A 24,981-nucleotide genomic window follows, 5' to 3' on the forward strand; every position below is an offset into this window, starting at 1 on the left:
AATCATTCAATCATTAACCCTCATTCACTCATTCACTCATTCACTCATTCACTCATTCACTCTTCACTCATTGAAAAATGAATAAATTCATTCGGGGAATTGTGGGCTTTTCTTTGAAAAACCGCTTTTTCATATTCTTTATGACGGGCCTGCTGATTATCGCGGGGATCGTTAGTTATCGTGACACACCGCTGGAAGCATTTCCGGATGTCACTAATACACAGATCATTATCGTTACCCAATGGAATGGCCGCAGCGCGGAGGAAATCGAGCGCTTTGTGACAGTTCCCATTGAAGTCGCGATGAACTCGGTGCAACAAAAATCCAACGTGCGCAGCACGACCATGTTTGGATTGAGCATTATCAAAATCATCTTTGACGATAATGTTGAAGACTTTTTTGCCAGACAACAGGTTAACAATCAACTCCGAAACATTTCATTGCCCGAAGGCGTGGAGCCGGATGTGCAGCCGCCTTACGGCCCGACCGGCGAGATTTTCCGCTTTACATTAAAAAGCAAGGATCGCGACAGCAGGGAATTGTTGACCTTGCACAACTGGATCATTGACAGACAGTTAAGGAGCATTCCGGGCGTTGCTGATGTGGTTGCATTTGGTGGCCGGGAAAAAATTTATGAAGTGCAGGTCAATCCAACCAAACTCGTAAAATACAACATTACGCCATTGGAAGTTTACCAGGCTGTCACCAAAAGCAATGTCAATGTGGGCGGTGATGTGATTGAAAAAAATGGCCAGGCTTACGTTGTCCGCGGGATTGGGTTACTGAATTCCATTCCGGACATTGAGAACATTATCGTGGAATTTGTCAAGGATAATCCTGTGCTGGTCAAGGATGTGGCCGATGTGAAAGAATCAGATATGCCGCGTGTGGGCCAAGTTGGGCTGGATGGAAACGATGATGTTGTGGAAGGCATTGTTGTTCAGCGCAAGGGCGAAAATCCGAGTGAAGTGCTGGCGCGTATAAAGGATAAGGTTGACGAATTGAACACGAAAATCCTACCGCCGGATGTCAAAATGGTGACGTTTTATGATCGTGACAATCTCATTGAATTTTGTGCGCACACTGTAAAGCATAACCTGGTGGAAGGCATTGTGCTGGTAACCGTTATCGTCTTCCTGTTCATGGCCGACTGGCGCACGACGGTCATTGTTTCTATCATCATTCCGCTCGCGCTGCTGTTTGCATTCATGTGCTTGAAAATGAGAGGCATGTCGGCCAACTTGCTTTCGATGGGCGCTATTGACTTCGGAATTATCATTGACGGAGCAGTTGTGATGGTCGAAGGCATATTCGTAGCGCTCGATCACCTTGCGCATCGCAACGGAATGGATCGCTATAACAAGCTTTCGAAATTAGGATTGATCAAAAAAACAGGCGGCGAACTCGGAAAGGCCATTTTCTTTTCCAAATTAATCATCATCACCGCGCTTATCCCGATTTTCAGTTTTCAGAAAGTGGAGGGAAAAATGTTCACGCCTCTGGCTTACACGTTGGGTTTTGCGTTGCTGGGAGCGCTTTTGTACACATTGACGCTTGTTCCGGTGCTTTGTTCGATATTGTTGAATAAAAATGTCAGAGAAAAAAGCAATCCAGTCGTTCGCTTCTTCGACAGAAGTGTGATAAACGGCTTTGAGTGGTGTTATGCGCGTAAAAAGCTGAGCCTTGTTCTCGCAACGTTATTCTTGGGAATCAGCATGTTTTCTGCAAAATTTTTGGGGACAGAGTTCTTGCCAACATTGAACGAAGGCGCACTTTGGGTAGAAGCGAAAATGCCAATGAGCAGCTCGCTGAACGAAACCATTAAAATGGTTACCATTTTGCGCGCCAAGCTCAACGAATTCCCCGAAGTCAATGGCGTTTTGTCCCAAACCGGCCGATCCAACGACGGAACGGACCCATCTGGTTTTTACTATGTTCAAATGCAGGTGAACCTGAAACCAAAGAACGAGTGGAAACGCAAGATCACGCAGGATCAGCTTATTGAGGAAATGGACAAGAAATTGAAGCAATTCCAGGGCATTAATTACAATTATTCACAGCCCATCATCGACAATGTTGCCGAAGCTGTGGCAGGGATGAATGCGAGTAACGCAGTAAAAATTTACGGCGACGATCTTGAAACGCTGAATGCGAAAGCGGATCAGGTTTTGAATGCGATTAAGGATGTGCCGGGGATCAAGGACGTGGGCATTCTGCGGAACATTGGTCAGCCTGAGATCAGCGTTATTCTCCACGATCACAAAATGGCGCAATATGGCGTAAGCACCGCTGATGCACAGGCGGTTATAGAAATGGCGATTGGTGGCAAAACGGCTTCCATCTTGTATGAAGGCGAACGCAAGTTTGACATTCGCCTGCGATACGAACAGCAATATCGCCGCACGGTGGATGACATTCAGCAATTGATGGTTCCTACAATGACGGGAGGCAAAATTCCATTAAAAGAAATATCCTCGATCCGCACGGTTACAGGGCCCGCATTTGTGTATCGCGACAACAACAAGCGTTTCATAGGCGTGAAATTCTCTGTGCGCGAACGTGATTTGGGAAGCACGATTGCCGATGCGCAAAACCGCGTGAAGCCGCTGCTCAAATCGCTGCCAAAAGGTTATTCCGTGAACTGGTCGGGTGAATTTGAGAATCAGGTGCGCGCGACTGCGCGGCTGGGACAAGTCGTTCCAATCAGCTTAATCGGGATTTTTATTTTGCTGTTTATTATGTTCAGCAATGCAAAAGACGCCGGTTTGGTTTTGATCAATGTTCCTTTCGCGCTCATTGGCGGAATCCTGGCGCTGCACGTGACGCACATGAACTTCGGCATTTCGGCAGGCGTTGGATTTATTGCGCTTTTCGGGTTATGTGTGCAAAATGGTGTGATCCTGATCTCGGTCTTTAACAAAAATCTTGCTGCACGGATGGCATTGGACGAAGCAATTCGCGAGGGCGTCAAATCGAGAATCAGACCTGTTATTATGACCGCATTAATGGCTGCAATCGGGCTTTTGCCAGCCGCGACTTCGACCGGAATCGGCTCAGAAACGCAGAAACCGTTGGCGATTGTGGTTATAGGGGGCTTAATTACAGCAACCATTCTTACACTGCTAATATTCCCGATCATTTACGGGTTCTTCAATAAAAAGAAGACAAGGGTGACGGCGGTCTAATAAAAGCTCAACAGGTGAGTTTTTGATTTTGCCAAACGTGCGGAGCGGGCGGCTGAGGTGGCGTTTAAAGGTCACTTCGGTCGTCTGCTCTGCTTGGTGTTACTACGGAGGCATTGCATTGCCTATCGCAACCAAGTTACTTTCCGTTTTGAAAGGTTATCGTGAAAGTTGTTCCCGAACCGAGTTCTGACTGCACGTCAATGCGGCCGTGGTGGGCGTGAATGATGCTCATCGTTGTGGATAATCCGATGCCCATTCCATTGTTTTTACCAGTAAAATATGGCTCAAAAATCTTATCCATATGCTCTTCACTGATGCCTGAGCCGTTATCTGCAAAAATTACCTGAATGCTTTCTCCTTGGCTTTTCGTGGTGATCCGCAAAATGCCCTTGTCCTCTTCCATTGCTTCAATTGCATTGGTTATAATATTGAGGAAGGCCATTTGTAAAGACACGGAATCGAGCGGCAGTGAAAGCTCTTCTTCTGCAAATTGGTTAACAATTTGAATCCGCTTCAATTGCACACGATCCAATGCTGAACCTATGGCTTGCGAAAGGACTGAATGCATGGAACTTTCAACCAGCTCAATATCAGCAGAAGTGGACGGCTGTAAAAGCTGCGAAATCAGATCATTGATGCGGTTGCAATTCCTTTTAATGATTTGTGTATAGAACTTCTGATCTTCATCGACCAGCTCCATTTCAAGCTGCTCGGCAGACAAATTGACATTGGTTAATGGATTTCTTACTTCGTGTGCTAGCATGCGCACCAGGCGACCTGTAACCGCCATTTTTTCAGAAAATAACCTTTCCCGCTCCGACTGCTTGCGCGCGGTCATATCATGTAACCTGCCTTGTATATACGGATGCTCGTCATCCACTTCCAGTGAAGCGGAAAAAAGACAATATTTCTTGTCTGCATCTTTGGACAGCAATTTGACTTCATAATCATGAATTGGACGATCTTTGATTTCGCGCCAAGGAGAATCAAATTGCGCGTCTTCGATCAATTCCAGGATATTTTTCTCCCTCAGCTCTTCTTCCTCGTAGCCAGTAAGCACACTGGCCGAAGTGTTGAAATCAATAATGTTGCCTTCAAGATCACTTATAAACAGGAAATCATTCGACTCTTCAAAAATCCTCCTGTAACGTCGTTCGCTGTGCTTCAATGCTTTAAGCACGGAAGTCCTTTCCAAAGCGTAACGAATGCTCCTTTCCAGCTTTTCAGCATCAAGCTCGCTTTTGATCAGATAATCGGCAGCGCCGAGGCGCAATGCTTCGACTGCTATTTTAGTGTCACCTTTTCCGGTCAGCAGAATAATTGGCTCTTCGCATTCAAACTGGCAAGCCAGCTCGATCAGGTCAATCCCCGTGCTTTCGCCCAACAAATAATCGAACAGATAGAGGTCGTATTTGTTTTCCTTAATGTGATATTTCGCATCCCGAAAGGTGGAACACCATGTTATATCAAATTTCCAATTAATCAGTTCATGGAAATATTCGCGTGTCAGAAAGTAATCGTCCTCATCATCGTCTACAAGAAGGACTTTTATGATTTTATTGTTCATCCAGGTTCTAGCTCAAACGTAACTTTGCAATTAAATGTCAAACTGCTTCATTTTATTGTAAAGTGTTTTTCGGTCAATGTTTAATAACCGCGCAGCTTTGCTTTTATTGAAGTTGACGTCTCTCAAAACCTGCATAATCATGTCATATTCTGCTTCATTCGCAACCGTCTTCAAGCTGGGTTTTGAATCATCTCCATCCAATGCTTCGGGTGCGCTCGCAACGCTGCTTATCGTGGAAACGGGCGCAACAGGCTCTTCATCAAGGTCTTTCAGCTTTCTGTAATTAACAATTTCAAATGGCAGCGATTTTTCTTCAATCAAATCTCCGTCAGAAAGCAATGTCGCACGCTTGATCACGTTTTTCAGCTCTCGCAGGTTACCAGGCCATGAATAGTTAAGAAAATCATTTTTGACTTCTTCCGAAAATCCTGTCACATTCTTGCCAAGTTCTACATTGGTTGTGTCCAGGAATGTGTTTGCAAAAAGCATCAAATCATCCTTCCTGTTTCGCAATGCGGGAACTTCGATCGTAAACTCGTTAAAACGATAATAAAGATCTTCTCTGAACTTGCCGGTTTTGGCGGATTCAAGTAACCGTTCGTTACTCGCAACCAATATACGCACGTCCAGGTCAATCTCTTTTGAACCACCAATGCGGCGCATTTTACGCTCCTGTACAACGCGCAGCAACGCAACCTGAATTTCGTAGGACAAATTGGAAACCTCGTCCAAAAACAATGTTCCGCCGTTTGCCATCTCAAAATGACCGATTTTTGTGTTCAGTGCACCTGTGAAAGATCCTTTCTCGTGACCGAAAAGCTCACTTCCCGCAAGTTCCTTGGAGATTGCTCCGCAGTCCATGGCGACAAACGGCATATCACGTCTTTTGGAACGGTTGTGAATTTCCTGCGCAATCGCCTCCTTACCTGAACCACTTTCACCGTAAATGATCACGCTGAAATTTGTAGGCGCAACCAAATCCACTTGTCTGAAAAGATTGTCAGAAATATCGCTTTGGCCCATAACGTAGCCAGGCTTTGTGCGCGAATTGCTTCTGCGGGCAGGTTTCACCGTTTCAGATGATCCGCTGCTTGTTCCGGATGAAACAGAAGTGTATTCATACTCTTCATTTTCCTTGGATTCCGCATCGGCAATGGCCTTTTTAACGGTTACAAGAATTTCATCCGGGAAAAGAGGCTTTGTAATGTAATCGTAAGCGCCAAGTTTCATTACGCTTACGGCAATTTTGATGTCAGAATAACCTGTAATAATCAAAACAGGCACATTAGGACGCTTTGTCTTGATCGCAGTCAGCAACTCAGTTCCGGTAATGTCTCCCAACCGGAAATCGGTCATGACCAGGTCAGGCGAAATCGAATCAATTAGCGCAAGGCCGTCTTTACCATTCTGCGCAGTCTCAACTATGAAATCATTCTTTGATAAAAATCTTTTTAATAAGAAGCAGATATCTGCTTCATCATCGACAACAACTATTTTTTTCATGCCAGGTTATTAGGGCTAAATCCAGTGGTTTCTTACGTTGCTTAAATGGTTACTCTTAATCTTGCAGTTGGGATGTTCAATTGTTCCCTATATTTGGCAACGGTCCTTCTCGCAACAGAATAGCCCTTTTCGGAGAGCATATCTGTAATTTGCTGATCGTTGTATGGATGACGTTTGTCTTCTGCGCTTACTATTTCCCGGATCGCTTCCTGAATTTCCCTGTTGGAAACCTCGGTTCCGTCCTCATTGGTAACGCCTTCTGTGAAAAGATCTTTTAGTAGAACAATCCCGAAGGGCGTCTGCACATATTTATTGGTGGTAACCCGCGAAACGGTGGAAATGTCCATGTAAATAATTTCCGCGACGTCTTTCAGGATCATTGGCCGGAGCTTCTTGATGTCTCCTGACTGGAAGTAATCATATTGCAGCCGCACAATGGCTTTCAATGTGCTCAGCATTGTATTTTCACGTTGCTTAATGGCATCAATAAACCATTTTGCAGAGTTCATTTTATTTTTAAGAAACTGGTTGGTCGCCTTATCGTTCTTTTGTTCAGCCATTTGGGTAAACAATTTGTTCAAACGCAGGGCAGGGCTGTTGCCCCATGTAAGCTGCACTTCTATCTCACCATCCTCCGTATACCGCAGCATAAAATCAGGCTTAATGCTTTCGTTAACGATGGAGTCGTTACGAAGTCCTGATGCCGGTTTGGGGTTTAGGGTAGTGATCAGCGCAATGGCTTTTTTCAGCGACTCTTCATCCAGACCGGTGATCCGCATGATCTTGTCATAATTCCTGGAACCAAGCTCGTCAAATGCGTCGGTCACAATTTTGTAAGCCCATTTCCAAGTGTCGTCCTGATTTTCAATGCGGTTAAGTTGAATCAGCAGGCATTCTCTGAGGTCATTTGCCGCGATTCCGGCCGGGTCGAGCTGTTGAATGATTTTCAATATCCAGTTGACTTCTTCTGTGTCAATGAACATGCTGTTTGCAAAAGAAATATCATCAGCAATCACATCGCTCTCACGTCTCAAAAAGCCATCCTCATCTAATGAATCAAGGATAAAATCTGCAATCAGTTGCTGTCTGTCGTCAAGTCTTAGGAAATGAACTTGCTGTTTGAGGTCGTCGCGGAATGAGATGGTTTCAACCATTGGTCGCGTATAAAGCTCATTATCAGGAGACTGGTTATTGGCGTAAGTTTTATAATCTGGAACATCATCATCTCTAAACTCATCCCAGTCATAATAATCCTGCATGCTGTTATCTTCACCCGTGCCCGTATCCGCCGGATCCTGGAACTCGTCGACCGTATCCTCAGAAGCATTGTCGTCCTTGCCTTCCTCTAAAATAGGATTCTCTTCTAACTCTTCTTTGATTCTTTGTTCCAATTCCATTGTTGTCAAATGCAGTAAATTCAGCATCTGAATTTGCAACGGAGAGTATTTCAGGGTCTGTCTTTGCGTCTGCGTCTGTCTTTGCATATAGCAACCAAGGGTAAAATATTAGAATTCTTAAAGTTTAAATTTACGATTCTTTATTCAATCTATCTTCAACCAACGGCGCGATAATAAAGATTGCGTACTAATTTCCACAGACTGAGTATAAATCTCAGACTGCGGTGAAAATACAAAAAAACGTCTTTTCAGTGTGTTGTATCTGCGGTTTGCAATTTGTCCATTGAACGGTGCCAATTATACCGATGGCTCCCGAACGCCTAAAAATATATATCCAATGACAACTGCCAATAATTCACGGAGTTAATTCGAAATTGCCGTATAACATTTCCGATTTAATTTACAAAAAGGAACGTTGAGTGAGCGGTAAAAACCGCCTGAGTTTACGTAAAACTGGCGGTGTTTTTACAGACGTATAGTTAACCTAACAAATTTCTTGCCGTCATAGCGTTATAACGCAAAGAACCCTTCGTTACGGAAGGGTTCGGCAAATATCTGAAATAACAATAATGCCTAAGCCAGACTCGGCGGCGTGTCGTCTGTTTTTTTCTTTACCCACCGTAATCCTTTAAGAAGCAGTTCCCTGCCTTCGGGCACACCGTGTTTTACGATCACATTTTTTACGACCAATGGAACAACAAAGTTCAATGGTGGCGGCAATCTGCGCAACGCTGTTTTTGCCAATAGCGCATTGACGCCAAGTTCAAGCGTCTTGCCGGTTTTTGTATCGGGAGCAGTCAAAAACATTTCCTTAACGTAATTCACGGTGCTTTCGATCGGCCTGCTATCGGGGTTTGTTGATGATGTTTTCATATTGGATGAAGCATATAAAATTCGGGCGCAATTGCTCGCGCCCGAATGTCCTTATTATGAATATCTGTTGATTTCTTGTTTAGCTTCGTCGGTATACTCATCAGCTTTGTCAAGAGCTGCTTCTTTGTATTCCTCGCCTTCTTTTTTCACCTGGCCTGCAACACTAGCAACTTTCTCTTTGCTCTTTTCAAGCGCATCAATCAGGTCAGTTGCCAGGCTATTTGTTTTTTTCTTAATTTTTTTACGCGTTTGATTTCCTTCTTCAGGAGCAAATAGTAACCCAATGATTGCTCCAACCGCTGCTGCCGTTACGATTCCCCAAAATGCTTTATTACCATTCATACCGTTAACTCGTTTTATGTGAAAGATTTCATTTACACCGTTTCAATACAAAATCCTGTACCAAAGGCCTGGCGCATGCAATGGGGATAAACATTCTACACATTAACCTGACAAATTATCATTCTGAATTCGCCGTAAACTGGCTTTCAGGGCCTTAATGGCAGGATTATTGTAATTAAACGGTCGACACGCTCACCATAAAAATAAAGAACACTTTTGACTACAACTCTCCTAATCGATGAACGAAAATTATATTTCTGACACAGCGCTATGAAAATTGTAATAATTGAAGATGAGAAGGACTTGGGGGTGTTGATGCGCAATTTTCTAGTGAAACAATTAAATATTAAATCACCCGATGCATCCGTTAAAGTTGCTGCTTCACTTTTGGAAGGATTGGAGTGCATTAACAGCATGAAACCTGATTGGGTGTTCATTGACAACAACTTGCCCGATGGCAAAGGGATTAATGAAATCAATCGCATTAAAAATACAAACCCGGAAATAGGTGCACGTATCGTCATGATGAGCGCGATGACAAATCTGCGTGAGGAAGCTTTTCGTGAAGGCGCGGATTATTTTCTTGATAAGCCTATCAGCTTTGTTGAGGTCAAAAACATACTTACGAACGGCAGCTCGGCGAGAAACCGTTAATAACCCGCCAATCTGATAGTAGAAAACTTTACGTTTATTGGGGATAGAACCAATTTGCTGCGTAGAAAATTTTACTCAAAGCCGTCTTTCAACGTTTTATTGCAATCTAGGCTAAAATAGGATCGGGCACTTTGTTCCGGATCTGCCTCTCGATCCTGGAAGCCGCACTTTCTGAGTCTTATAGCGAACACGCTTCTTCTTACCATCATTGCCCTTGTTTTTGGCATAAGCAATCAGCTTGAAATCGTACTCCGGGATAAAGTAATCCTCCTTATATTCCGCAACGGGCAGAGGCATATAGTGGCGCCCGGGGAATGACAGCGAATCATATTCGTAATCATAAAGGTAAATCGTCACGAATCCATCACGGCTGTATTTAATCCCAATGTCCGAAAAAGGACTGTTCTCATCATTGGAAGCCACCAGACGCATCATTTCCTTCTGTTTGCCTTTAACCAGAATGTTCATGTTATATTGAAACACACGATGCAGCGAATCGATTTGTAGAGCAACTCCAAGATAATATTTAGCGTCTTTCAACTGCTCGCGACCGGCATACATAACAGCAGTGTTGTTGAGCGCGCTTTTGTCCTGATAGGTTTGGTAACTCAGTTTCGCCTCGTCGTATTTTTCGAGATAGCGGTAAACATTGCCTTGATTTACATTGTAAAACTTGCGGGAAGGCGCATTATCCATTGCGGTTGCAAAGTCCTTAAAAGCGCCGTCATAGCGTGCGTTTGCCTCATCCAACTGTCGTCGCTGCGCGTGCCTGTTGCCAATATACGCTTGAATGATGCCATGATTGTTATTCAAAAACGGCAGGTTTGGCTTCTCTTTCAGCAAACTATCAAAAAGCGCCATTGACTTATCGAGCTGGTCATTTTCCAACAGCACAACACCCCAGCCATTCTGCGCATTGACATTGGATGGATTGAGTGAAACCGCTTTTTTGAAAACCTGATAACTCTTTTTATACATATCAAAATGCAGCAGCAAACTTCCGTAATTGCTCCACATTAAATCGTAACCCTGCTCATATACGAGCGCTTTTGAGAGAAACTGACCAGCTTCGGAATAGCGCTTCTGATCGATCATGATGCTGCTCATTCCTGCCAATGCCTCATAACGCGTAGGGTCCAGCTTGATCGCCTTTTTGAAATCGTCCTGTGCAGAATTGACTTGTTTGAGATAATATTCGGAGAATGCTTTAGTAACAAAAAGGTCTGCAAAAAACTTATTATCCTCGTTCAAAGCCATTTCTGCTTTTTTAAAATCCTTTAATGCGAGGTCATATTTTTTCTGGCCATAATAAGAGACTGCGCGGCCCAGATATGCGGGCAAATACGTTGAATCCTTTTTGATAACCCGGTCAAAAAGCGTGAAAGCAGTTTGATATTCATGTTTCGAGAGGTGCGTATTGCCCATTCCGGATTGCAATGCGGGCGTTTCGCGCTTCAATGTGGAAGCGAGCTTGTAATAACGCTGCGCCTCGCTAATCTGCTTCAAACCGTAAAATGAATGCGCCATTCCCAGATAAGCATCGCCGCGAAATGTGCGGTCGTCGGTTTCCAGATATTTTTCAAAAACCGCTTTCGCTGCCCCAAATTGATTTAATGACAACAATGCATTGGCATATCGGATTTGGGCCTTTAAATGGTTGCGAGACACTTTTTCAAAATCTTTTACTGCCTTTTTCTCGCTGCCCATGCGCATCAGCATATCGCCGCGTTGCAGCCGGTAAGCCATTTCATCTTTCTGCCGGATCGCGGTGGCCATTTCGTCAACGGCCTCGGGAAGTTGTCCGTTGTATTTGTAAACCATTCCCAGGTTGTAATTCCACTTTCCGTCGGTGTTTTTAGCGCTGTTGCCATTTGCGTAGCTCATTGCCTCACCGTACTTCTTTTCCTTTGCATAGGAAACCAATGTATTCAATGTCGCCTGGGTGCCACCGGGAGCCTCTGCAAAATCGGTGCGGGCAGCGGCATATTTGCCGGACAGCATTCCAAAAAGCCCGCGGTTATAATGCAAATGCGGATCTTGTGAACTCAGCTCCAACTCTTCCATAATGTGCAACGCCTTTTGATAGTTGCCAAGCAATGCAAGGATCACCGCTTCATTGTTCATGCGCTGCACAGAATCGGCAGGTTGGAATGCTTGTTTGTGATAAAGTGCGTAGGCGGCTTGCAGATTTCGGACGCCGCGCTGATATGATTCTTCCCTGAGCAGGGCAGGATTATTTTCTTCAAAAGAACGGTTAAAAACGGGGAGAAGATCTTTAACTATACGCTGACATTCATTGAAATCTTGTGCCAACGAAATCCTTGGCGTTAAGATCGTCAACATCAGCAACATACCTAAAAAAACAAGCAGGTAAATCCTTTGTACCATAGTGTGATAATGGTGTCTCAAATACCGAACCTACGATGAATGTTTCAGATTTACAATATTTGCTTTATCCGTTTAATAGAATCTCGCAAAAATATAATTTTTTAAATAAATAAGATTATTGAAGTTACAACTACTACGACGAAGTAATTGACTGACAAGCGACTAGGAACAAAGCGCACATTGGATTCGCAAGCGTTCAGTTCTGGCAAGTTGTAAGGTCGGAACTACGCGATTAAGGCATCGAGGCAAGTTGCAGTTAGAGCCTTATAATCCCAAATTTGATATCTTGCAGATTAGTAAAAATTCCCAGCGTCGGTTCCGGAACAGCATTTATTACATTGGAAGGCGATTTACGGACCGAGTCTTAACATCTAACTTAATATGCCTGAGGTTAATAAAGATAAATTTGTAATCTATCAGATTTTCACCCGCTTGTTTGGAAATCAAAACACGACGAACAAGTTTTATGGCTCCATTGCAGAGAATGGCTGTGGAAAATTCAATGATATCACTGAAACGGCGCTCGGCGCGCTGAAAGATTTCGGCGTTACGCATGTGTGGTTTACGGGCGTCCTCGAACATGCGACATTGACGGATTACAGTCAGTTTGGCATCGAGCCGGACCACCCGCTGATCGTGAAAGGCATTGCGGGTTCGCCTTATGCGGTGAAAGATTATTATGATGTCGATCCTGACCTCGCCGTGGACGTGCCTAACCGCATGAAAGAATTTGAACAGCTCGTTTCACGGACACATGCATTGGGCTTGAAAGCGATCATTGATTTTATTCCCAATCACGTAGCGCGGCAATATCGCTCCGATGCCCGGGCACAGGGCGTGAAAGATTTTGGCGAGGATGATGATAACACTGTTGCATTCAGCCCTAAAAACAACTTTTATTACATTCCAAATCATGATTTTGTGGTTCCGGAAGGACATAAGCCGCCCATTGACATTGCGGCCCCCTATCACGAAAGGCCCGCGAAAGCAACCGGAAATGACGTTTTCCAGGCGCAGCCAAGCCAATATGACTGGTATGAAACGATCAAGCTCAATTACGGCATCGATTACCAAAACGGCGGGCTAAGATATTTTGATCCCATCCCATCGACGTGGCAGAAAATGTATGACATTTTGCGTTTCTGGACCGAAAAAGGTGTGGATGGCTTCCGGTGCGACATGGCTGAAATGGTTCCGGCAGAATTCTGGGCGTGGGTTATTCCTGAAATTAAAAAGATAAAAGCGGAGGTTATTTTTATTGCTGAAATCTATAATCCAGCGGAATATCATCATTACATCAACACGGGCAAATTCGATTATTTGTATGACAAAGTCGGCCTTTACAATTCGCTCCGCAGTCTGATGGAGGGAAGCGGTTCGGTGGAAAATATTACCAAGATTTGGCAGCAGGAATCAGGTGATATTAGCGAAAACATGCTTCGCTTTCTTGAAAACCATGATGAACAGCGCATTGCATCACGTTATTTTGCGGGCGATCCGTGGGCGGCCGTGCCAGCCATGACATTGAGTGCAACGCTCCATTCCGGACCTATAATGATCTATTTCGGCCAGGAATTGGGCGTAAATCCCACATTGCCGGAAGGCTTTCAAGGCGAAGATGGCCGCACGACGATTTTTGACTATTGGGGCGTAACCGAATTTCAGCAATGGGTTAATGGCGGCAAATTTGACCTGGAAAAATTAACCAATGATCAAAAAGACCTGCGCGCCTTTTACGAATCGCTTAACCACTTCGTATTAAACAATGAAGCTGTTTACGCAGGCGGCTTTTACGATCTTCAATATGCTAATGTGGATGGACAGTCGCTTAATTACGACAAAAAATTGACTTACAGTTATTTACGTTACACGGATGCGCAGAAACTGCTATTCATCTACAATTTTGACAAAAATAACGGTGTTGAAACCAATGTCAGAATCCCGCAGGATGCCTGGGCAAATTTTTTGAAGCTGGGCAATACAACGGCATACAAATTGCAGCCGGTTTTCCCGTCGTTTTTACAGCAGATTAGTCTCAAAACAACCGAAATCACATCAACCGGCGTCCAGGTTGAGCTGCTTCCCAATTCCGTTGCAGTGTATGAAATCGTGGAAAAGTAAGAATGATAAAATTCAAATTCCTTTTATAACAAAAGCCCTAAGTCCTGCTATGGAGGGAAAGATTATTTAATTTTGATAGTAACAAATGCCTTGATTGGCTTTATTAACGTGATGTTTACGCATAAAAAGGAATTTTCAGCATGATCAGAGTTATTGTTCTATCCATTTTTGTCCTGGCTTCTAGTGGTTTGTTTGCGCAATCGAGTATCCAGAAAGTGTTTGCACAAAAAATGGATTTGCCGGACAGCAGGGACATTGGAACGCAGGTGTTGCGCATGGGCGAGTCGTTTCTGGGCACACCTTATGTTGGCGGCACGCTGGAAGGCAACCCAATTGAAAAGCTGGTCTGCAAATTTGACGGCCTGGACTGTACCACTTTGGTGGAGAGCGCGGTCGCATTGGCGATAGCAAAAACTGAAAATCCGACTTTTGAAGGTTATAAAAACGAACTGACCAAACTGCGTTATCGGGAAGGGAACATTGATGGTTATCCATCCAGATTACATTACATTCTAGATTGGATGTATGAAAATGAAAAGCGCGGCAGGCTGGAAGACATTACGGCCAAAGTAGGCGGCGTTCCTTTCAAAAAAGAAATCAATTTCATGTCCAACCATGCAAATTTATATCCTTCACTAGCTGAAACGGCGGTTTGGGAAAAAGTACGTGAGCAGGAAAATCAGATCAATGCGCGGGAACACAGTTACATTCCCAAGGCTGGAATTCAGAAGGCTGAGCCTATGCTTCATGATGGCGACATTGTTGCATTCACTTCTTCGGTGGAAGGTTTAGATGTGAACCATATGGGCATTATTTCAAAGGTCGGCAGCCGCGCTTATTTGATACATGCCTCATTAACAGGCAAAAAGGTGATTATGACCAATGTTCCACTAGCGGAATATGTCGCTTCGGTCCCAAAGCACACGGGAATGATCGTGGCACGCCTCAATGACATTTGACCACATTAATCGCAAATAAAATTGGCCCCCGAAATATCCGGAGGCCAATCTTCTCTTACTACTCACCTAACTCAATTTAAAACATTGTCTGCATTGCGGCAGTCATGTCTCAATTCACGTTTGTTTTGCATTTCTTCCACAGCCTTGGCTGTCGAACTTACTTTTTATGCTGTAAAAAAAAGCGCGGTAACTTCTTTTCCAGCGTCAATAATTTCGGGATGGATGGATTTAATGCTTCAAATTACAATTCGATGTGTTAAAGGCACATTAACACCGAATTAAAAGGCAGTTAAAACGGCGGGAAGGTTAAAATGAATGTGGTGCCGGAGCCAAATGTCGATTCCACTTCAATGCTGGCGCCCTGCATGCTGATGATGCGTTTGGTGAGGGCTAGGCCAATTCCATAGCCCGCTTTGCTGATCGTGGTGGCACTTCTATAAAATGTGTCAAAAATATAAGGAAGCTCGTCCGACGCAATTCCAATGCCAACATCTTTGAAGTAAATCTTGATCAGATCATTCTGAATTTCGAGATATACATTCACGGTTTTGTCATTCGAATATTTGCAGGCGTTGTCCATCAGGTTCATAAAGGCCGTTTTGAGCAGACTTTCATCACCATAACGTTTCAACTCCTCCTCATTATCCGGGATTTGATCATAATGAATGTGCACTTCATAACCCGGATTTTTCTGCTGGACAGAGGCTTTTGCCTGCCAAAGGACTTCATCAACGCGGATTTTTGAAAAAGTCACTTTGAATGCATGTTCTTCGGTGCGCGCGAGTTCGAGCAGTCGGCTGACCAGCTCATTCATTTCCTTGGCTTCTGACCAAATTCCCTTTAAAGCAACCTTATATTCTTCGCTCGACCGCTCTTTCATCAAGCTTAACTCGGCCTCGCTCATGATCAGCGCAAGAGGCGTTCGCAACTCGTGGGACGCGTGTGAAACGAAGTTCTTTTGCGCAATGAACGCGATTTCAAGACGACCGAGCATTTGATTGAATGTCTGAGCCAAAAGCGCCAATTCATCCTTTTCACGTCCTACGGTAACTTTTTCATGCAAATTCCCTGCTGAAATGTTGTTCACCTGATCAATGATGTCGGACACCGGCTTAATGGCATCATTGGCAAATTGCCAACCCGCGACACCAACCAAGATGAGCGATAAAAGCCAGCCGATCACGAGAATTTCACGCAGTCGTTTGAGCTGATTCAAGCCCGGATAATCATTGGCAACGGCCATCACAACCCACGGCCTGCGGTGATCCTGCAATATGTGGCGGATGATAATGGCTTCTTTTTTGTTGTGCCTCGTGCGAATCTCGCGGCCCGATCTTGCATCGCCTAGCATGGCCTTCGACAGCTCGAACATTTCATCACCACTTGTGAAAATTACCGAGTCGGCTCCGTCGTAAATGGTGATTTCTTCATTAAGCAGGACGGTGTTATTGTCTTTTTCAATCTTGGCAATGTCCGCCTTGCTGATACCCTGGCTTGCTTCCACCAATTGCGCAATGGTCTGACCGCGCTCATTCAAAAATGAATAGAACTGCTTTTCCCTGTATTGATCGTAAAAAAAATAGATTGCAAGACAAAACAAAGCCATGATGGAACCCACCAGCATCGTAAAAAGCAATGTCAGGCGGGACTTGATATTCATTCTTCCTTGAAAATGTAACCCATTCCTACAACCGTGTGTATCAGCTTAGTAGCATAATCTTTATCGACTTTTTTTCTTAAAAAATTGATATAAACATCGATCACATTGGTTCCTGTGTCAAAACGGATGTCCCAAACTTGTTCGGCAATGTCCACGCGCGAAACGACGCGTCCTTTATTGCGCATGAGATATTCAAGCAATGCGAATTCCTTCGCGGTGAGATCAATGCGGTTGCCCGCGCGCCGTGCAACTTTTTCGTCGAGATTAAGTTCAAGATCTGCCAGGCTCAGCACTTGATTGGACTGTTCGCGGTTTGAGTTCCGCTGCGACAAAACCTTGATGCGTGCGATCAATTCCCTGAATTCAAACGGCTTGACCAGATAATCGTCGCCGCCCGCTTCGAAGCCATCGAGCTTGTCGTCAATGGTGCCCAATGCGGTCAAAAACAGGATGGGAGTTGTTAAACCGTCATTCCGCAATTGTTTTGCCAAATCGTAACCATTCAGCAGCGGCAGATTTACATCGAGGATAATGACGTCGAAACGATAATTTGAAGCCATCTTTTTCCCAACCTGCCCGTCATATGCCAATTCTACTTCCCATGACTGCTCTTCGAGGCCGCGCTTTAAAAATCCAGCCAGCTTGGGTTCATCTTCGACAATTAAAATCTTCATATGAGGTGACGCATTTTTAGAAGCCAAATGTTGCATACAATTTCTCTTAAAAAAAGGCTGTCCGAAAAAATCGGGCAGCCTTTTTGTCTATATCCACACCATTAGAACGATTGTCATTGTGTACAGCACCGCTCTATTATAATGCAAAATATAAAAAATTTATTATAAACAGTAAGTGATTAACCTTTTTGGCAAAATAAAATACAAGCTTTTCAATAATAGTCAGTTCCATTCTCTAAATCTGACCGCTCATCGAAAGCGCCGTAGTCGTCTTCTTCCAGGCGCATTCCTTTAAGCGCTTTTTTGATCAGACCGATCTGCCCTGCATGATATACATCGTGCTGGATAACACCGTGAATCAATGTGTAATAACTGTAATCGCGGCCAGGCACAAATTCTTCCAAAAAGCTGTCGCTTTCAATTTTTTCAAGTTCTGAAACGAGCTCTTCCTGCGAAAGGCTCAGCTCCATTTGAATGGCTTCCCATTCAAACTCATCCACCAGAGGAAATTTTTTCCAATCCTTATCCAGCGTCTTGATATCAAATTCCGCATCGCCCTGGATTTTCCGGACTGCGAAAATGCGCCAGGTGGTCATGTGATAGACAATTTCTGCGATCGAATGTGTGTTGGTGCTCAATCTCACCTCAGCCATTTTTGGCGTTACATCACGCAAAGCTTCCACAACCGACGGCCCATACCAAGCTTCTTCGCTCTCATAAGTGTCGTTTAATACATCTATAATTCTTAAAATTTCCTCTTTTGTTTCCATGTACTTTTAATGAGTAAGTGCCGATTTAACTTTATTTCTCAGCAAAGTGTTTCATTGCTGCAACCAAATATCTTTTGGATTAGTCCTGAAATATATCAGAGTCCTTTAAAACTAAAAAATTGGGCCGAGATATAGCCAAAGATAAAATCTTCAATTTCAAATTTCGTTAAACAATCATATTTAAATACAAGAAAGAATCATGTTAAAAAAAGCTTCATTATTCATACTCGCGGCAGGATTAGGAATGATGTCCTGCTCGAAAGATCCCATCAGTGACCTGTCCACCGAAGAAACCCTGGTTTATATCACGAATCATGACAAGGCGGCCAATTATACTCAATATAAAACATTCAGCATTGTCGATTCTGTGCTAGTTGTAGAAAATGGACAAGCCGGCACTGCATTGACAGAACTTGACCGTGACGTGCTGATACGCATTGTTTCCAATATGGAAAAGCTTGGATACAAATATGTTAGTCCAAAAAGCAAGCCCGACGTGGGGATCAATGCCAGCTGGATCACAAACACTTATCTTAATGTAGTTTCCCAACCGCTGTCTTCTTATTATGGCGGCTATTGGGGAGGAGGCGGCGGTTATGGTTACGGCTATCCAAGTTATTACCAATATTATCAAACGAGTGAAAGTTACTGGCTGATTTCCATGCTGGATTTTAAAAACCCAAACACGGTTGACAAAACTTTCAAAGTGGTGTGGGATGCGCAAATTCGAGGCGCAGGCATTGGTGACAGACAATATGTTGACCGCATGGTTGATTCCATTTTTGGCCAGTCGGAATATTTAAAAATTAATTAAGATGAAAAAAGCCATAATCATTGCCCTATTCGTAATGGGTGCTTTGCAAGCTCATGCACAGGAAGAAGCACCCAAACTTTACACGCTTCCGTCCGCTTACGAGCGCTACACGCATTATTTGGCAACAGCCAGACTAATGGGCGCCATGCCGCTGGGATCATTTGCAGACAATTACATCGACAAATCTTCATTTCAGAACTATTCAATCTCGCTTGAATGGGTTTTTAGAAATTCGCCGATTTCAGTGGGCGGGGAACTAGGATCTTATTATTTTGAAAAAAGAATCCCCCGTGCATTATACGATGGCGCTGATGAAACCATTTCTGCGGTTCAGACGCGCACCATTTCCCAAATTCCCATCGAAGTTTTTGGAAACTATCATTTCCTCGGGAAGAATGCGACGGTGCAGCCTTATGTACAAGTGAGTGGCGGGGTTAGCATTCTGGATTACACCTTATATTATGGTAACCTGGCTTCGCAAGACCAAAAAGTGAAACCAAAATATGGCGTCGGACTGGGCTCCAAGTTCCTTTTTAAGCGCGATGGCTCTCTCGGCGTCGACGTGCGTGTGAAGTATAATGGCGTTTCTTACAAGCATGAATACATTGACAAAGGAATTTCATCTGTCAACGGGTCAATTGGTTTATTCTATCGGTGGTGGTAAGTTTGTTCGATTCTTTCATCAACCGAAGTAATTGTGCCCAATAACAACAGTATTTTGTCAAAATCAACTTTCTTTTGGATTACCGCATTAGTTATTTTTCTGACTGGGTCCGGCCTTTGGCTCTGGAACCGCTTCGGGCCTTCCACCGGCCGGACCTATCCTCAGAAGCTGGAAGCCTACCCTATCGCCCGCACATTAGACTCTGCATCTTCGGCTTGTGACCTGGTTGTGAGGCGTTACAGGCAAGTTGGTGATGAAATCCAATTCGAACTTGCAGCCAATGCAGGCGGCCTTTCTCCCTATAATATTGAAATTTCTCAGAAAGGCAAAGTGCTGCATTTCAATGAGATTCCTCATCGCTACGGCATTTGGCTTGCAATTCCTAAACTAAATCTGGAATCGGGTTCGGCTCAAATAAAAGTGGTGAGCCTCGGTCAGGCGGGCTGTGAAACGACCGCTGCTTTTGATTTTGACGCGCGTCAAATGAGTGCAGTTCCCGATGCGCAAACCTGGATCAGGCAGGGAAGCAAGGATAATTGGCTTGATGTCCGGCCGATTATAATAAATGGAAAACTGCACTTGAAGGATTTCGGCAATTATGAAGACAGCCGCACGAAGGTTGTCATGATTGACGGAATTGAAGTGAAAGGATTGGAAAATGGGATTCCCGTAAAGCCCGGTTATTTGTATTCTGTCACTGCCCGATGGATTGACGCACCTTATAATGATTGGTGGAACAAGATGCGTAATCGGTCGCTAAGGCAGCAAAACATTTGGTTATCAGGCTCGTTAGGCGAAAAAGAAGAGACAAAACTCACGAGAATTGCCATTCCGGAATGGTTCTCACCTTCGCGGACGATCAACGTCGATTTTGACACAAAATTCCCTGAATTCGAGCCGATTAAGGGCAAACTGGTGATGCAATATCGGCTGAACGATTATGTTCCGACGGAAAATTATTACAGGCGTGGGATCAATTATCTCTCTGGCGGAAAGGACACACCTGCGCCAAAGATGCATTACACGGTTACGCCCAATTATTTTGCGGATAAGGACGAGAAGTGGTTTTCGACTTTGTCTAAATCAGAGGTTGAGACCTGGGCGGCCGTGCCGAATTTTGGCGTTTATGCGCTTGATTTTGAGTTTTGGAACCAGCATTACATTCCCGAGGTGAAGGAGCGGTTAATTTGGTTTGCCAAAAAAATCCGTCAGAATAATCCGGATATGTATTTGATGGATTACTGGGGCGGAGGCGCATATACGAACCCGCACATCAACACCGTAGGCGGAAAAGATCCGAAGGAATTGATGAATGATTACAATGATCCAAAGCCAAACAATTCCAATTTTGAGCCGCTGCCCAGCGGCGAAAACTTTCACGATCTCTTCAATGCGACGCCGATTGATGTGTATCCCAAGCCGATGTTTGCAAAAGATGACAACGGCAACACGCCTAATAATTTTGTGCTTCTTTCAGCGGTCCATTCGCTGCGGATCAATAAGCTGATTTCTTATCAAAAAAACAACAAATTCATTTTTTTCGGCTGGAACCGTTATATGCCGCTTTACAATGATCCGATCGTGCCCTGGAATTATCAGCTTACCGAACCTAAGGGCGAGTTGATCATGAATCAGCTTGAAATGATGCCAGCCAGCCAGGCTTTGAGCATGTCGCTATTCTCGCTAATCTTGTTTGACGGTTATTATCTGTGGCACGACGGTGGGCCAAGCAGCAATGATCCCAACGCATACAAAGTAGCGAGCAATGCGCCGGGCTGGGGCTATGAATGGTATCCCGCAGATGGCAAAACACCTGAAAGCGAGGTTGGAAAAAAGTCGCAGGAACGCGGTGCGCCGCCTTATTGGGATTTTCCGACGGAGTTTTATTCCCTGGGAAATTGGATGGCGAAGCAAGTGGAAGATGTGATCGTTGGTGGCACAAATCAGGATTTGCCTTTTCAGCTCAACGGTAATTGGATACAGCCTAAAAAGGAGCAAGTTTTATTGGCAATTGACAAAAAACAGCCATTTATCACGTCGGTTGTCAAAGGAAATCAAATTGTTGTGTTAGGCGTAGATTCGTTTCAAAATCCGACCGCCAGCCGCATTGTAAAAGTGAAATTGCCCGACGGCTCGGAAACTTCCATCGAGCTTTACGGAAACTGGCCTTCGCTTTACAGAGGCATCTTAAAATAAAACAAAAAAAACATTGCCGGGGGCTGAAGCCCCCGGCAATGTTTTTTTTGTTTTAAGAGATCCTGATATAACTGCCGAGCGCTTTCAGGTGCGTCCCATACTTGTGCATAATTTCCTTCACCGGCGGATCGTCCACGTGTCCAAGAAACTCCACGAGAAACCACGCTCTGAATGTTGCTGTGCCTCTCAGCGGTCGGCTTTCAATTTTTGTCAGGTTAATCCCTCTGTCATTAAAATCTTTCAAAAACTCGTACAGAACGCCGGGACGGTTTGTGTTGGGCAAATTGGCGATGATGGTTGTTTTGTCGTCGTCGCTTTTAATGTTCACAAAGTCTTTTGCCAAAATCAAAAACCGCGTTCTATTTTGATCACTGTCCTCAATGTTGTCGAAAAGAATGGGCACGCCGAAAAGTCGGGCTGAAATTGACGAACATATGGCCGCGGAATCCGCTTCCTGAGCAGCCAGTTTCGCAGCCTTGGATGTAGACTCAACGGGGATCAGTTCAATGTCCATTCCTTCCAGATATTCGCTGATAAATTTCCCGCATTGCCGAAAAGCAATGTCTTTGGAATAAATGCGGCGAATGTTCCTTAATGAATCGGATTGTGACGCAAAAGTGAAATGCACTTGCAGCAACACTTCCGCGACGATGGAAAGATTTTTTTCCCGAAGAAAGTCAACCGTTTCAATAACAATCCCTTCCTGATTATTCTCAATGGGCACGACGCCAAACTTGGCCCGTCCCGTTTCCACACTTTCGAAAACTGAGTGAATGGTCGGCAACACCAGATATTCACTCATTCCGCCAAAGCGACTCTCAGCGGCCTGATGCGTAAAACTTCCTTCCGGACCCAAATAAGAGACGCGTTCCGGCAATTCCAAATTGCGGGAAACAGCGAAGATTTCAAAAAATATGGCATCAATGGCCTGCCTTGTTAGCAGGCCATTATTGTGTTTTTCAAGGCGGTCGAGAATTTGCTTTTCGCGTTCCGGCCGGTAAATAATGGATTGCGACGAACGTTTAAGCTCACCCACCTTTTTCACGAGCTCCATGCGCTCATTCAAAACGGTAAGCAGCTGATCGTCAAGCGCGTCTATTCTATTTCTAAGGTCCTGTAAATCCACCAAAATATCTTAAAATGTGTTAGGAGGTCAAGCAAAGAGAGAAAAACTCTACGCTCCGAATATTATTTTTATGTTGTCAAATATAGCTAAATGAGATATTACACAGCCAGCGCGAGTTCTTCAATGTTCTTTTCAACTTTCAGGTTATCAATGATAAAACGTTGACGTTCAGGCGTGTTTTTACCCATGAAATAACTTAACAATTTCTGAATGGAAGTTTCTTTTTGCAAGATGACCGGCTCAACGTGCATGTCCTCACCAATGAATCTTCCAAACTCATCCGGCGATATTTCACCCAGACCTTTGAAACGCGTAATCTCAGGTTTCGAACCAAGTTTGCCAACCGCAGCCTGTTTCTCTTCCTCACTGTAGCAATAAATCGTCTCTTTTTTATTCCTAACCCTGAAAAGCGGTGTTTCCAGAACAAAAAGATGCCCGTTACGCACAAGATCAGGGAAAAATTGAAGGAAGAAAGTCATCAAAAGCAAGCGAATGTGCATTCCGTCCACGTCAGCGTCGGTCGCAATCACGATTCGGTTGAAACGAAGATTTTCTACGCCATTTTCAATATCCAGGGCGTGTTGCAGCAAATTGAATTCTTCGTTTTCATAAACAATTTTCTTCGTTAATCCAAAGCAATTCAATGGCTTACCTCTTAAACTGAAAACAGCTTGCGTCTGAATGTTCCTTGATTTGGTGATAGACCCACTCGCCGAATCTCCTTCTGTAATGAAAAGCGTGCTTTCGTAACGCAATTCATTTTTCAAGTCCGTCAAATGCAGGCGGCAGTCTCTCAGCTTCTTATTGTGCAAATTTGCCTTTTTAGCACGGTCATTGGCTAACTTCTTAATTCCTGCCAATTCCTTACGCTCTCTTTCAGACTGCTCAATCCTTTTTTTCAACGCATCCCTCGATTCAGGGTGCATATGCAGATAATTGTCGAGCCGCTCTTTTATGAAATCATTAACAAATGTCCTTACGGTCGTGCTGTTCGGATCGGGCGTGATGGTGTTAGAACCCAGTTTTGTTTTTGTCTGCGATTCAAAAACCGGCTCCTGCACACGGATCGCAACCGCGGCAATGATGGACGAACGCACATCTTCTGGCGCATAATCTTTATTAAAATGTTCCCTAACTGCCTTTACAACAGCTTCCCGGAATGCTGCCAAGTGCGTTCCGCCCTGCGTTGTATACTGGCCGTTAACGAAGGAATAATATTCTTCTCCATATTGATTATTGTGTGTCATTGCAAATTCAATATCCTCTCCTTTGAGATGAATAATAGGATAACGCAATGATTCCGCATCAGACTTGCTCTGCAAAAGATCGAGCAAACCGTTTTGAGAAATGTATTTTTGACCGTTAAAATTGATCGTAAGCCCTGCATTTAAATAGCAGTAATTCCAGATCATGTTATCCAAATATTGCGGGATATATCTGAAATTTTTAAAGATCACCCCGTCCGGCTCGAATGCAATGTGCGTTCCATTGCGCTGGTTTGTAGCGCCTTCTTTGGATTCGTGCACCAATGCGCCTTGGGCAAATTCAGCATTTTTTGTCTTGCCCTCACGGAATGATTGCACCTTGAAATATTGGGAAAGTGCATTAACCGCCTTGGTTCCAACACCATTCAAACCCACTGATTTCTGGAATGCCCCAGAATCATATTTTCCTCCCGTATTGATCTTCGAAACACAGTCTACAACCTTGCCTAGCGGAATTCCGCGTCCATAATCGCGCACTTCCACACGATGCTCGGTAATCTTAATTTCTATGGTTTTTCCATTGCCCATCATGTGTTCGTCAATGGAATTATCGACGATTTCTTTGACCAAAACATATATGCCATCGTCCACCGATGAGCCGTCACCCAACTTGCCGATATACATGCCTGGTCGCAATCTAATGTGCTCTTTCCAATCCAGCGACCTTATACTACTCTCATCATATTGCACATTGATACTTTCCATAAATGATGTCCTCCTGAGAGGCTATTTCTGATTTTAAATATTGTATTTTAATAATTTAAGACATTTGTCGTTACCCTGTTATAACTTTACAGCCAAATAGGTCAGGGCCGATTAATAG

Annotated in this window: 18 protein-coding genes; 7 read left to right on the plus strand and 11 right to left on the minus strand. The window is 44.1% G+C overall.

The window, feature by feature from the left end:
• The first annotated feature begins 77 nt into the window (after nt 1–77).
• Complete coding sequence (locus LZG73_RS03900; RefSeq protein ID WP_233846285.1) at nt 78–3,185, plus strand: efflux RND transporter permease subunit; 3,108 nt, start codon at nt 78–80, stop codon at nt 3,183–3,185.
• Between the two features lie 136 nt (nt 3,186–3,321).
• On the opposite strand, the gene LZG73_RS03905 is transcribed toward LZG73_RS03900, so the two are convergent.
• From LZG73_RS03905 to LZG73_RS03925, 5 genes are all read right to left on the minus strand, one after another.
• Nucleotides 3,322–4,752 (minus strand): ATP-binding protein, encoded by a 1,431-nt coding sequence (locus LZG73_RS03905; RefSeq protein ID WP_233846287.1) that lies wholly within the window; start codon nt 4,750–4,752, stop codon nt 3,322–3,324.
• 30 nt (nt 4,753–4,782) lie between these two features.
• A complete protein-coding gene (locus LZG73_RS03910; RefSeq protein ID WP_233846289.1) occupies nt 4,783–6,255 on the minus strand; it encodes a sigma-54 dependent transcriptional regulator in 1,473 nt (490 codons plus the stop codon).
• Between the two features lie 41 nt (nt 6,256–6,296).
• Entirely contained in the window at nt 6,297–7,739 is a 1,443-nt protein-coding gene (rpoN, locus tag LZG73_RS03915) for an RNA polymerase factor sigma-54 (protein ID WP_233846290.1), read from the minus strand.
• A gap of 486 nt (nt 7,740–8,225) precedes the next feature.
• The gene (locus LZG73_RS03920) at nt 8,226–8,525 is read right to left on the minus strand and encodes a hypothetical protein (protein WP_233846291.1); all 300 of its coding nucleotides are present in this window, start codon (nt 8,523–8,525) and stop codon (nt 8,226–8,228) included.
• A 54-nt stretch (nt 8,526–8,579) separates the two neighbouring features.
• A complete protein-coding gene (locus LZG73_RS03925; protein WP_233846292.1) occupies nt 8,580–8,867 on the minus strand; it encodes a YtxH domain-containing protein in 288 nt (95 codons plus the stop codon).
• Nucleotides 8,868–9,137: 270 nt separating this feature from the next.
• Here LZG73_RS03925 and LZG73_RS03930 point away from each other — a divergent pair, with 270 nt between their 5' ends.
• A complete protein-coding gene (locus tag LZG73_RS03930) occupies nt 9,138–9,521 on the plus strand; it encodes a response regulator (RefSeq protein ID WP_233846293.1) in 384 nt (127 codons plus the stop codon).
• A gap of 111 nt (nt 9,522–9,632) precedes the next feature.
• Here LZG73_RS03930 and LZG73_RS03935 read toward each other — a convergent pair whose 3' ends face one another.
• Complete coding sequence (locus tag LZG73_RS03935) at nt 9,633–11,864, minus strand: hypothetical protein (RefSeq protein ID WP_233846294.1); 2,232 nt, start codon at nt 11,862–11,864, stop codon at nt 9,633–9,635.
• Nucleotides 11,865–12,290: 426 nt separating this feature from the next.
• Here LZG73_RS03935 and LZG73_RS03940 point away from each other — a divergent pair, with 426 nt between their 5' ends.
• Nucleotides 12,291–14,030: an alpha-amylase family protein gene (locus LZG73_RS03940; RefSeq protein WP_233846295.1), complete on the plus strand. Its 1,740-nt coding sequence runs from the start codon at nt 12,291–12,293 to the stop codon at nt 14,028–14,030.
• A gap of 140 nt (nt 14,031–14,170) precedes the next feature.
• Entirely contained in the window at nt 14,171–14,989 is an 819-nt protein-coding gene (locus LZG73_RS03945; protein WP_233846296.1) for an N-acetylmuramoyl-L-alanine amidase-like domain-containing protein, read from the plus strand.
• A gap of 289 nt (nt 14,990–15,278) precedes the next feature.
• Here LZG73_RS03945 and LZG73_RS03950 read toward each other — a convergent pair whose 3' ends face one another.
• From LZG73_RS03950 to LZG73_RS03960, 3 genes are all read right to left on the minus strand, one after another.
• A complete protein-coding gene (locus LZG73_RS03950; protein ID WP_233846297.1) occupies nt 15,279–16,649 on the minus strand; it encodes a HAMP domain-containing sensor histidine kinase in 1,371 nt (456 codons plus the stop codon).
• The gene (locus LZG73_RS03955) at nt 16,646–17,323 is read right to left on the minus strand and encodes a response regulator transcription factor (RefSeq protein ID WP_233846299.1); all 678 of its coding nucleotides are present in this window, start codon (nt 17,321–17,323) and stop codon (nt 16,646–16,648) included. Before LZG73_RS03955 ends, LZG73_RS03950 begins: the two co-directional genes overlap by 4 nt.
• 212 nt (nt 17,324–17,535) lie before the next feature.
• Nucleotides 17,536–18,093: a DinB family protein gene (locus LZG73_RS03960; RefSeq protein ID WP_233846301.1), complete on the minus strand. Its 558-nt coding sequence runs from the start codon at nt 18,091–18,093 to the stop codon at nt 17,536–17,538.
• A 199-nt stretch (nt 18,094–18,292) separates the two neighbouring features.
• Between LZG73_RS03960 and LZG73_RS03965 the strand changes: the two genes are divergently transcribed.
• From LZG73_RS03965 to LZG73_RS03975, 3 genes are read left to right on the plus strand one after another with little or no spacing between them, the layout of a single operon-like run.
• Nucleotides 18,293–18,907, plus strand: coding sequence for a DUF4136 domain-containing protein (locus tag LZG73_RS03965; protein ID WP_233846302.1), 615 nt, complete (start codon nt 18,293–18,295; stop codon nt 18,905–18,907).
• A gap of 1 nt (nt 18,908) precedes the next feature.
• Nucleotides 18,909–19,571 (plus strand): OmpW family outer membrane protein, encoded by a 663-nt coding sequence (locus LZG73_RS03970; protein ID WP_233846303.1) that lies wholly within the window; start codon nt 18,909–18,911, stop codon nt 19,569–19,571.
• 54 nt (nt 19,572–19,625) lie between these two features.
• Nucleotides 19,626–21,767 (plus strand): hypothetical protein, encoded by a 2,142-nt coding sequence (locus tag LZG73_RS03975; protein WP_233846304.1) that lies wholly within the window; start codon nt 19,626–19,628, stop codon nt 21,765–21,767.
• Nucleotides 21,768–21,819: 52 nt separating this feature from the next.
• Here LZG73_RS03975 and pheA read toward each other — a convergent pair whose 3' ends face one another.
• Entirely contained in the window at nt 21,820–22,893 is a 1,074-nt protein-coding gene (gene pheA, locus LZG73_RS03980) for a prephenate dehydratase (RefSeq protein WP_233846305.1), read from the minus strand.
• A 98-nt stretch (nt 22,894–22,991) separates the two neighbouring features.
• Nucleotides 22,992–24,863: a DNA topoisomerase IV subunit B gene (locus LZG73_RS03985; RefSeq protein ID WP_233846306.1), complete on the minus strand. Its 1,872-nt coding sequence runs from the start codon at nt 24,861–24,863 to the stop codon at nt 22,992–22,994.
• Nucleotides 24,864–24,981: the final 118 nt, after the last annotated feature.

The organism is Dyadobacter sp. CY326 (assembly GCF_021390515.1).
GTDB lineage: Bacteria > Bacteroidota > Bacteroidia > Cytophagales > Spirosomataceae > Dyadobacter.